General features: G+C 40.5%; 8 protein-coding genes and 1 rRNA gene. All 9 read left to right on the forward strand.

Features of this window, described 5'->3' with window-relative positions:
- The first annotated feature begins 181 nt into the window (after positions 1-181).
- The 9 genes from rrf (at position 182) to AC1TO5_RS05685 (ending at position 10,643) form a co-directional block, all read left to right on the forward strand.
- Positions 182-298: ribosomal RNA gene (gene rrf, locus AC1TO5_RS05645) — 5S ribosomal RNA — on the forward strand.
- A gap of 920 nt (positions 299-1,218) precedes the next feature.
- A complete protein-coding gene (locus AC1TO5_RS05650) occupies positions 1,219-3,018 on the forward strand; it encodes a sensor histidine kinase (protein WP_482061836.1) in 1,800 nt (599 codons plus the stop codon).
- A complete protein-coding gene (locus AC1TO5_RS05655; RefSeq protein WP_482061837.1) occupies positions 3,008-4,636 on the forward strand; it encodes a response regulator in 1,629 nt (542 codons plus the stop codon). The genes AC1TO5_RS05650 and AC1TO5_RS05655 overlap by 11 nt, the downstream gene beginning before the upstream one ends.
- Before the next feature lie 119 nt (positions 4,637-4,755).
- Positions 4,756-6,150, forward strand: coding sequence for an ABC transporter substrate-binding protein (locus AC1TO5_RS05660; RefSeq protein WP_482061838.1), 1,395 nt, complete (start codon positions 4,756-4,758; stop codon positions 6,148-6,150).
- 69 nt (positions 6,151-6,219) lie between these two features.
- Positions 6,220-7,116 carry a carbohydrate ABC transporter permease gene (locus AC1TO5_RS05665; protein ID WP_482061839.1) on the forward strand — a complete coding sequence of 299 codons (897 nt, stop codon included), beginning with the start codon at positions 6,220-6,222 and terminating at the stop codon, positions 7,114-7,116.
- A gap of 11 nt (positions 7,117-7,127) precedes the next feature.
- The gene (locus AC1TO5_RS05670) at positions 7,128-8,009 is read left to right on the forward strand and encodes a carbohydrate ABC transporter permease (RefSeq protein ID WP_482061840.1); all 882 of its coding nucleotides are present in this window, start codon (positions 7,128-7,130) and stop codon (positions 8,007-8,009) included.
- Between the two features lie 35 nt (positions 8,010-8,044).
- The gene (locus AC1TO5_RS05675) at positions 8,045-9,049 is read left to right on the forward strand and encodes a glycoside hydrolase family 130 protein (RefSeq protein ID WP_482062469.1); all 1,005 of its coding nucleotides are present in this window, start codon (positions 8,045-8,047) and stop codon (positions 9,047-9,049) included.
- Positions 9,050-9,077: 28 nt separating this feature from the next.
- Complete coding sequence (locus tag AC1TO5_RS05680) at positions 9,078-9,230, forward strand: hypothetical protein (RefSeq protein WP_482061841.1); 153 nt, start codon at positions 9,078-9,080, stop codon at positions 9,228-9,230.
- Positions 9,231-9,530: 300 nt separating this feature from the next.
- Entirely contained in the window at positions 9,531-10,643 is a 1,113-nt protein-coding gene (locus tag AC1TO5_RS05685) for a stalk domain-containing protein (RefSeq protein WP_482061842.1), read from the forward strand.
- The last annotated feature ends 444 nt before the right edge of the window (positions 10,644-11,087 follow it).

The following is an 11,087-nucleotide window of genomic DNA, read 5'->3' on the forward strand; positions in this document are numbered from 1 at the left end:
GTGTAAGTGTAGCAATACATGTAGCTGACGAATACTAATCGGTCGAGGGCTTATCCTACAATTTTTCTAGACGGAGCGCAAGCGAAGATAGAAAAATACATCGGAAGCATAGATTCAAATGATTCACTTTGGAGTTTTACCTTTCACATCCAGTTTTGAGGGCGCAAGCTCTAGTAAGACGTTTGGTGATGACGGCGAAAGGGAACCACGCGTACCCATCTCGAACACGACCGTTAAGCCTTTCAGCGCCGATGGTACTTGGACCGCAGGGTCCTGGGAGAGTAGGACGTCGCCAAGCACGGATGAGTCTACTGCATACGCAGTAGGCTTTTTTGTTGTTTTCTAACGGGTGATTACGATGCGTTGTTGCGATGCGGATTTGACGGCGAACATGCCATTCATCGTTTGTTTAGCATGATCTTCCGATGTATGTTTCTTGCAGAAACATGGTAAGTACTCATGTATCCAGTTAACAGATTAGAACTTGTATACTGAATTATATTAAATACATATTTTGAAAATCATGGTGTCACAGGATCTGATATATCCACTAATTCTAAAAGGATACATTCATTTATTTTATCATTATTAATATAACTCCTATACCTAATACTGAATGATAAATTTTATGAGAAACTCATAATTAAATGAGATTAGTAGCCCATAACATATATCGAAAAGATTTAATCAACAACGTAGTGAACTGATTTTTTCATCTAACAGTAAATGGAATTATGAATATTAAAAATGCAGTAGTCGTGTTGACTACTGCATTGCTGTACTTTAGTACTTTGATAAGTATACTTTATACGGTAATATAACTGGATAAATAATTTAGGTTCTATGCATAATATCTATGTCAATCTTACCTATTTAAAATATATATTTTCTTTGACTTGAATTCGACTGCAGGGTTTTAAACAGTGTAAGCTCGCCTCCACCATGATTAAACCCGACCGCATGAGGTCGGGTTTTTTTGTTCAATAATTGAGGAACTAGATGATGCTATTCCGATAAATTAAAATGCAAGAGTTCAATTAGATACTAAAAGAAGTTGATGATATTAGCGAATATACGTATTTCTGCCCTAGTGATTGTTTTTACCACACTAATTAATTGTTATATTTAACCTATAAAGAATCGAACATTCATAATACACTTAATATGAATAAAGATAGATAGCTACATCACATATGTGATGTATAGGGGGATTAAAGTATGTGGAGAAGAATGTATGGTCTTTCCTTTGGCACACGAATATGGATAGCTTTTGTATTATTGATATCTATTTCTATACTGGCAACTGGTTGGGCATCTTATTATTTTGCTGCAAAAATGCTTCAAGACAATACGCTGAAGATGAGTCAGGATACGGTCAATAAATCGGCGCAAATCATGGATGAGAAGCTGCAGAAAATTGCGGTATCTATGATGTCACTCATGATTAGCGATTCCTTCCATGATGCGATGAATGATGCAAACTTGGAAGAGTCAGGGAGATATTACACGCATTTAACGAATTTGCAGAAGGTGTTTACCCAAATCATGTTTAATGAGCGAATTATTCATAGCTTATTGATATCAACACCCATGGGCGATTACTATCCGACGAGTAGTGTCAGACTTCCTCAATATTCATTTTTTGATTCTTCGATTTATGAACAAATTGCAAAGAATCGGAAACCGATATGGATAGAGGGACATGAGGATCAGTTTTTTTCGGGCAATGATCGTGTTGTGACTTTGGTGATGGAGGGAGTTATAGATTATCAGCGGCCCCTGACAGGTGTATATATCTTAGTCAATATTAAGGAGCGAGATCTGGTTGGACTTCTTCAGAAGGACCTATCCAAAAGTGCCAGTCCTGTCTTTATGCTAAATGGGGAAAGTACTTCAGTACTGAGCATACCTGATTCTCAGCTAGAGGTGAGTTTTGAAGAGCTACAGCATATTCTATACACTCAAGATCCCAATCAAGAACATAAAAGCGGCTATTTTGAATATGACACCTCAAGCGGCTCAACCTATCTCGTCAATTATTATCGTTCGAGCATTGTGAAGGACTGGATTTTTTATCGAGTACAGTCAAAGACGGAGCTTTTGGAGCAAGTGAATGTTATTAAATGGACGGCGATTACAATGGTAAGCGTGTTTATTTTAATCGCATTTGTGTTTTCCAATGTGCTATCTCGCTTGCTAACACTGCCGCTGATACGCTTGGTTCGGCTAATGTCGCGCGTGGAAACTTCAGATGACTTAAGTACACGCTATCGTAGCAGCTATAACGATGAGGTCAGTAAAGCGGGGTTCGCATTTAATCGGATGCTTGAGCGTATTGAACGTTTAATTCATGAAATATACGTAACAGAGCAATCCAAACGAAAGGCAGAAATGAAAGCGTTGACAGCACAAATCGATCCGCATTTTTTCTATAACACCTTAAATACGATTTATTGCAAATCGGTGTTGGGAGAAAATGAACAGGTCAATGAGATGATTATTTCGTTATCCAATATGTTTAGAATGGGGCTGAATAACGGAAAAAATATTACCACGCTTCAGTCGGAGCTCGACCATGTCAAACAATATCTAATTTTACAAGAGAATTGCTATGAAGAGTTATTTGAGTACGAAATGAAAATTGATCCTGAAATACCCGAGGAATACCCTGTACTAAAGTTGATTCTGCAGCCACTGGTAGAGAACAGTATATTTCATGGATTTCGAGATCGAACGGCAGGAGGGCGGATTCATATTGCTGTCTTCAGAAAAGATGAATTTTTCTGCATATGTGTTACGGATAATGGAGTAGGATTTAAGCAGAAATTGGACGACCATGATTCAAAAATCGCTTTAGAAAACCAGATGAACGGTTATGCGCTTCATAATATACGTGAAAGAATCCAGCTGTATTATGGTGAACAAGCTGAGCTTCGTATTCAGAGTCAACTAGATGTAGGAACTAAAATTACTATTGTCATACCTTGGGAAGGGGCTGGCGTTACGTATGGAAACTGAGATAGCTAAAATGGTTGTTGTTGACGACATTCGAAGTGTATTGGATATGATTACAACGAAAATACCATGGGACAAATATGGATTAAAGGTAGTTGGTCGAGCGCGTGATGGGGAAGAAGGTTTAAACGTAATTAAGAAAGAAAGGCCGGATATAGTATTGACAGATATCCGAATGCCAAAACTCGATGGCTTATCTATGACTGAAAATATTATCAGTATCTTACCGAATTGCAAGATTGTTATTCTGAGCGGTTATGCCGATTTTGAATATGCACGTCAGGCGATTCAACTCGGCGCAATCGATTTCATTAAGAAACCATTTACGGTCCAAGAGGTGATAAATGTTACCTTGAAAGCTAAGGAGGAATGGTTAGAGGATAAAAGAACACAGACATCAATCGATCAGCTGGAGAAACAGGTGAAACGAAGCATGCCTATACTGCGGCAGGAGCATCTTAATCTACTGATACATCATCAGGTCGACAGGAACAAGAGCCGGGAGAGGTGGGATTTTATTGGCTTGGATTTGAAGCCTGACCATTTGAGCGTCATGATCGTGGAGATTGATGATTTTCATAAACGCTATGCTAATAAGCCCGTGCATGATATCGAGTTGATTCGTTTCGCACTGCAAAATATTCTCGAGGAGACAGTACGGACGCATACACCCTGCATTTTATTCAGGGAAACTGTCCAGCGATTCGTTATTTTGTTGAATAGCTCCGACGCTCAAGAAGCTCTGAGTATAGCTGAAAAATGCTGTGTGAATATCGAGAAATACACAAAATTCACTGTTTCAATCGGTGTTGGCAGCATTGTGATGGATATATGTGAAATTCCTGAGTCGTATCAACAAGCAGTAACGGCCTTATCCTATCATTTCTATACGGGTGGAAATGCATCGTTTCATGCCTCCGCCCTTCCTGTTCAGGACACGGTTCGACCAGGATTCTCAATTAAGATGGAGGAGAGCTTCATCTATTCATTACGTTCGGGCAATGAAGAACTTGCACTAGAAATACTGAATTCACTAGTTCAAGAGATTACATCTTTGAGTTCGCTTCCTCCACCCGAATATGTGTCCAATATATTTGCATTATGGACCTCGGTTATTTATCGCACTCTGTTGGAGATTATACCAGCAGAGAAATTGCGTTCATTGGAGGAACGGGTGCAGCAACTTCGTACTCATTCTAATACTTTGTCTTTGCAGGAGATGCATCAAGAGTTAAAGCTACTTGTTTCAGATGGCTGTCAACTGACCGCCCTAAATCGGCAGAATGAGTCTCAGAAAATAATTCAACAAGCGTTACAATACATTCATTCTCATATTGGAGAGGAATTGACGATTGATCGTTGTGCACGTGTAGTCAGCCTCAGTGGAGGTTACTTTGCTAATTTATTCAAGAAGGAAATAGGCAAAACCTTCAATCAGTATGTTACTCAAGAGCGAATCAGCCTTGCCAAAAGCATGTTGGTTGCTGGGGAACCTGTCCAGAACATCGCCATGGAGCTTGGCTATGAGCATCGGCGTTATTTTAGTGATGTGTTTAAAAAGCATACTGGTATGACACCGAGCGAATTCAAGGAATATTATTTGGGATCTGACAATCGGTAACCTATCTGTTTTTCTGCCCTTAACATAAGGTTTACCTCATTAAAAACTCCGGGAAGTTCTTTTATAGTTAATCTTGTAAGCAAAGTGAATCACTCACTCAACTAAGGGGAGGAAAAAAAATGAACAAAAAATTGTTAGCATTAGTATTTGGACTGGTAGTCATCATGATTATAACAGCTTGTAATTCAGGAGGAAATGCAACGGGAAATTCTCCAAGCAGCCCAAGTCCAGCCAGCCCGGCTACAAGCAGTACATCAGGGGAAAAGACAAAACTGACCTATTGGACAGGTGATCGACATGATGCGGAATTCATAAAAGAAGTTATTGATCAGTACAACGAGACCAATGAAGATAATATCGAGGTGGAATTGGTTGTGACTGGTGAGTACGATCAAGCGCTCGACATTGCTTTTGTAAGCGGTCAGTCTCCCGATATTTTCCGAGCGAAGGAAAATACTATTCAGACTTACTATAAGAAAGATTATATGGAACCTTTGGATGATTACTTGACGGATGAGATGAGAGAGAAATTCCCACAATTCCAAGATTTCAATCTATTTGATGGAAAAATATACAGTTTGCCTAATTATGGTGTAACCATGCGTTTAATCTACAATGTGGAGCTGTTTGAAAAGGCTGGTATCGTTAACCCTCCTACAACAGTGCAAGAGATGGTAGAAGCAGCGAAAAAGATTACGGAAGTCGGAAAAAGCGAAGGTGCTTATGGCTTCGCATTGAACTTTAAAAATCCAAACAGTGCATTGTCGCGCTCCGCACGAGTGATAGCAGAAGTGAGCGGTTACGGCGGTTTTGGTTACGACTTCAAATCAGGAAAATATGATTTTAGCGGATTTAAAGAGATTATCGAAGGGTTTAAACAAATGATGGATGATGGCAGCATGCTGCCAGGCGTGGAGTCGCTGGATATCGACCCGCTAAGAGCGCAATTTGCAGAAGGCAAGATCGGAATGTACTTGTCTTATTCCTCTGAGCCAGGCGTATACCAAAACCAATTCCCAGCAAAGATTGAGTGGAATGCAGCTCCAGCACCGACGGTTACTGGTAATGTAGAGGGTGCATCTGGTTTCTTAGGTGGACAGTGGCTTGCGATCAGCAAGGACTCGAAACATAAGAAGGAAGCATTTAAATTCCTAGAATACATGTACAAAGATGAAGTTCTCGTAAAATACCATGAGCAAGGATTCGGTATATCTATGGTTCCTTCGGTAGCTGCATCAGCACAAAATCCAGAGATTTATGGGATAGATGAGTTTTTACCTACGCAGATGGATGGTATTTGGCCACTTCATCCGACGGTAACGATAGAAGGCTCCAACTCGAGTGATGAATTCTTTAAATATATGATTGAAGGCGGTGATCTTGACGCAATTATTGTGAAAATCAATGATCGTTATAATTCTGCACTAGAGAAAGCGAAATCCGCTGGAGAAGTTGAGATTGAGCCGATGCCTGATTTCAATCCGAAGGACTTGCAGGGTCAATATGGGAAATAACACATAAAAATGAAAAGGGGGTCTTCTGAGATTCCCTTTTTTCAAAAATGGAATGGGGTGGAGTCAGCTATGAATCGCACAGTAAGATATATGAATAGTTATGGATTTGTACTACCAAGTTTAATCTTCACGCTCGTGTTGGGAGTATATCCGATCCTGTGGGCCATTCGGTATATGTTTTACAATTATAAGGGATACGGTGAAGCAAGATTTATTGGATTAGAAAATTTTGTTCGCTTATTTCATGATGAATTGTTTTGGAATTCAGTATTGAATACTTTTGTTTATTCAGGAGGCAAGCTGGTCCTAACGATTCCACTGGCACTGATTCTTGCTGTCATTCTCAATCAAAAAATGCGCGGAGCGCATTTCTTCAGAGTAGTGATCTTTATGCCGACGGTAATCAGTGCAGCTGTTATGGCAGTGGTCTTTTTCGTTATATTTAATTCTTACAATGGTGTGTTGAATCAATTATTGATGAAGTATACTGGCTTCTCCGAACCAATTAGCTGGCTCGGACCCAAATATGCGATGCTTACGGTCATCCTTACTGCGGTTTGGGGCGGTCTAGGCAATTATATGCTGCTATTTATTGCTGGACTTCAGAACATTCCGACTGATATGTACGAAAGTGCATCACTAGATGGGGCTAACCAAGCTCAGCAATTCCGCTTTATTACCATTCCAATGCTAGGTCCTGCCTTGCAGATGATCATTATGCTGGCGATTATCAATGCGTTGAAAGGATATGAGAGTATTCTCGTCATGACGGTTGGGGGGCCAATCGGAAAAACGGAAGTCATGTTCCTTTATGTATATAAGCTCTTGTTCCCAGCATTAGGTGAATCGATTGTAGAGCAGCAGATTGGTTACGGTAGTGCCGTTGGTTTTGCCAGTGCTGTCATTGTCGGTGTCATTACATTGATATATTTCAGACTATCCAAAAAGTTGAATGATGTTTATTAGGAGGGAAGACCATGGTTACGCAAGCTGCAACAAGTGAATTAAAAGTGTCAAAGCATTACAAAGCAAAGCGGGTGGCTTCCCGGACTATATTGTGGGTATTTCTATCGCTTATCGCCTTAATTATTCTATTTCCTGTCATTATTGCGTTATTAGGCTCATTTAAAACCAATGCAGAGTTGACTACGGGTGCCACTATTTTCCCATCATCTTGGGAGTTTTCCAATTATGCTGAAGCCTGGGTTGGAGCGAATTTCGCTAGATATACTTGGAATAGCTTATTTGTAGGTATAACGACGACTGTAGGTACGCTTATCATTGCTTCGATGGCAGCAGTCGCCGTTGACCGACTAGAGTTTGTGGGCAAGCGCTTTTTTATCGCTATCCAAGCAGCCACGATGTTCATTTCTATCGGTGCTGTTGTGCTTCGTCCACAGTTTGAGTTAATGATTAAGTTAAATCTTTATTCTTCTCTGTGGGGCGTAATTCTAATTTTAATTAGCGCTCATGCTTCCGTTTTTTTTATTTTACTTAGTTTTATGAAGGCAATTCCACGTGAATTGGATGAAGCGGCGAAAATTGACGGAGCAAGCTTTTTCAAAACCTATTACCGTATTCTTCTTCCAATGCTTACTCCAGGCTTGGGCGTTGTGGCTTTGTTTACCTTCCGAGGAGCGTGGAACGAATATATTCTACCGCAAGTATTTACTATGAATCAACCGAATCTTCAGACTTTAACTGTAGGTCTTGCCTCACTTCGTCATGGAGTGTCAGCAGCGTCCCAGACACATATTATGATGGCGGGTGCGTGCTTGTCAATTATCCCGCTGCTGGTTGTATATGTATTTACGAATAAATCGTTCATGCAAATGAATGCTGGTTCACTGAAGGGGTAAAAGTGAACGGTAAAAAGGAGATAAGAAACATGGATATGAAACTACCATTAAAAATAGGAAAGCTAGAATCAAGCACAGTAGTACAGAGGCACCCTAACAATCCTATTTTGACACCAAAGCAGGTTCCTTATGGACCTTCTTTGGTGTTTAATGCAGGGGTTTGCAAGTTTGAAGGCAAGTATGTCATGGTGTTTCGCAATGACTATGGGGATGAAAAGACTTCCACTATTTTTCCACATCATCACACGGATCTTGGTTTTGCTTTCAGTGCTGACGGCATACATTGGGAGGTGCAGCCGAAGGCATGCTGGAAGCTTAATGATGAGGAAATTATTCGCGTCTATGATCCACGGTTGACGGTCATAGAAGGTCGTTGCTACATGTGTTTTGCAGTGGATACGCAGCATGGTGTACGTGGAGGTGTTGCTGTTACGGATGATTTTCAAAACTTTGATATTATTAGTTTGTCCTTACCCGATAATCGAAATATGGTGCTATTTCCAGAGAAGGTTGACGGCAAGTTTGTCCGTTTAGAGCGTCCTTTTACCGTATACGGAAGAGGGGGAGTAGACCGCTTTGATATATGGATGTCGGATTCTCCGGATTTAAAGTATTGGGGAAACTCTCAGCTGGTGCTTGGAGTCGAGCAGGTTCCATTTGCCAATGATAAGCTAGGTCCTGCCGCACCTCCCATCAAGACGGAGCATGGCTGGTTGACTCTGTTCCATGCGGTCGATCTCGATGAGTCTCGCGGTAAGAATGGATGGGAGGAAAGCTGGAAGAAAAGGTATACTGCAGGAATCATGCTGCTTGATTTGGAACAACCGCACAAGATCATTGGTATGAGCAAGCAACCATTGCTAGTTCCTGAGGCAATATATGAAACGACGGGTGGATTTCGTAATGATGTCATTTTTCCTGGAGGAATGATATTGGAGGATTCTGGCGAGGTCAAAATTTATTACGGTGCTGCAGATACGGTAGAATGTCTAGCCACAGCCCATGTGGATGAGCTTATTGCTTTATGTCTTGCAAAATAAAACAATAATAGTGGGAGGTTATTCTTAAATGGCGAAGGTGAAAAGTGGATTTCATATTATGCTAATATTTATTCTGACCATGGCACTTTTTGTTACTAACACTTCAACGATTTCTGCGACATCAGATTTTTCTATTTCTGCGCGCCTAGCGAAACTAGGGAATAAAGTAGGAGTTCTATGACAAAGTGTCCCTGAGAGGGGAATGAGCAAACAACTATATCAAATGTTTAGTAGCCATTACGTTCGAAGGCCAATCCCTTTGCAATAGCCTGATGTCCCCGATCATTGCTTTCTCTATTTATCAGAGTCAAAATGGTCCGTAAATTTTGCCTATAGCTGGTTATAATTTGTTTGGAAGTTAATGGATGCTGGTTTCTGAGAGAAAGCAGGGCAGCTTTCATTAAATTAATTATACTAATGCAACCTTTATGTCCAAACCCTCGTTAAAAATGTATTACAACAAGGATGGTGCAAAATTAGGATGAACAAAAAAATTGCTATATCTGGACTAATCGTTGCAACTGCTGTTTCGTTAGTCTATGCTCCGCAATCGCATGCAGCAGAAGTGACTAAATCCGTACAATTTAAATTGGAGCAATCTTCATATTCGAATAATATAGGCAAATATGACTTGGCGGTGGCACCCTATGAACTTCATGGTATTTCCATGGTTCCCCTTCGGGCAATGGCTGAATCACTTGGCGTAGGGGTTGTCTGGGATCCTGCAAGTAAGACCACTACGCTGACAGGGAAATCTTTCGATCAAATTAAATTATCAGTGAACACCAATATGGCTATCAATGCGAAAGGTGAGAAGATAATGCTTCCGGAACGAGTAAAGTTGATAAAAGGAAGCTTGTTCGTGCCAGCGAGGAGTATGGCGGTTCTTATGGGAGCGAAAGCAAATTGGACATCGGCATCTCGCACAATTACGATCACGAAAAACGCGAATGTCCAAGACAGCATTAAGATCAGCTATAATTTCGATGAAAATAACGAGAGTTGGATAGGGGGATTTTCCGATCTTCCGGTCGATTACAATAAGGACATCTACGAATTAGAACGTGCCAGAGAGCTTTTACCTCTCGGAGACGCTAACAAGACCAATTATGGTCTTAAGCTCAAGGGTCATAACCGCAGTGACGATTTATTCATGTTCCTTTCCCGTGACGTTGGAGGCTTTACGCCGAATACCACCTATCAAGTAAAACTCGATTTTGCGATGTATACTGATGTCGCTGGTGGAATGATGGGGATAGGAGGATCTCCGGGCAGCTCAGTCATAGTTAAGGCGGGTATACTCAATAAAGAACCCTTATCGGTTGAAACGACTGGAGACGACGTAAAGTATTATAGGATGAATATTGACAAAGGAAACCAATCGACAGGTGGTACGGATGCGGAGGTTGTGGGTAATATCACGAAGTTAAACTCCGAAAAAGCAGGGTATCAACGTAAAAACTTTGAGTATAATGCGGCTGTGAAAACGAATGCGAAAGGCGAACTGTTCCTGCTAGTCGGCGTTGATTCCGGGTTTGAGGGACTGACAACATTGTATTTTGACGATATTAACGTAACTGCTATACAAAAATAAAACTTGGTATGTAATAGAGGATGCAGTCACCATTTAAACCCTATAAGTGATTTCGGTGTCAAAATTATTAATATCATTTGATGGTTGTATCATTAATTGTTGAACATATTCTTGGAGCACTTGCTTTCTGGTCTGCTGAGTCAGCCAATTGAAGTAGGTGTTTTTTTTCTATTTAAAAGGTTTCTTACAAACTCATCACTAATATCAGGTTTATGTCCTTGAGTTGATTTTGAGCGTCAATGATTTTCTCTTCTAATCCTCGTATTCCTCTGCCTAATGCATTAATCCAATTACTCAGACTGTTTTCAAGACTGTTTATTTTTCTCGATCAATTTGATAACAATATCTCTATGGTTTTGATGAGTTGAAGAGGTTTATCTAAAGGCCAAGTACCAAAAGTATTGTGTGCATTTATCTCGCAATATTGCGTTTCCAAAAGTGACG

This window comes from Paenibacillus sp. Y930, from assembly GCF_056786375.1.

Excerpts from the sequence above, each read along its gene's own strand:
- AC1TO5_RS05650 (WP_482061836.1), top strand. The coding sequence starts at position 1,219 with ATGTGGAGAAGAATGTATGGTCTTTCCTTTGGCACACGAATATGGATA.
- AC1TO5_RS05655 (WP_482061837.1), top strand. The coding sequence starts at position 3,008 with ATGGAAACTGAGATAGCTAAAATGGTTGTTGTTGACGACATTCGAAGT.
- AC1TO5_RS05660 (WP_482061838.1), top strand. The coding sequence starts at position 4,756 with ATGAACAAAAAATTGTTAGCATTAGTATTTGGACTGGTAGTCATCATG.
- AC1TO5_RS05665 (WP_482061839.1), top strand. The coding sequence starts at position 6,220 with ATGAATCGCACAGTAAGATATATGAATAGTTATGGATTTGTACTACCA.
- AC1TO5_RS05670 (WP_482061840.1), top strand. The coding sequence starts at position 7,128 with ATGGTTACGCAAGCTGCAACAAGTGAATTAAAAGTGTCAAAGCATTAC.
- AC1TO5_RS05675 (WP_482062469.1), top strand. The coding sequence starts at position 8,045 with ATGAAACTACCATTAAAAATAGGAAAGCTAGAATCAAGCACAGTAGTA.
- AC1TO5_RS05680 (WP_482061841.1), top strand. The coding sequence starts at position 9,078 with ATGGCGAAGGTGAAAAGTGGATTTCATATTATGCTAATATTTATTCTG.
- AC1TO5_RS05685 (WP_482061842.1), top strand. The coding sequence starts at position 9,531 with ATGAACAAAAAAATTGCTATATCTGGACTAATCGTTGCAACTGCTGTT.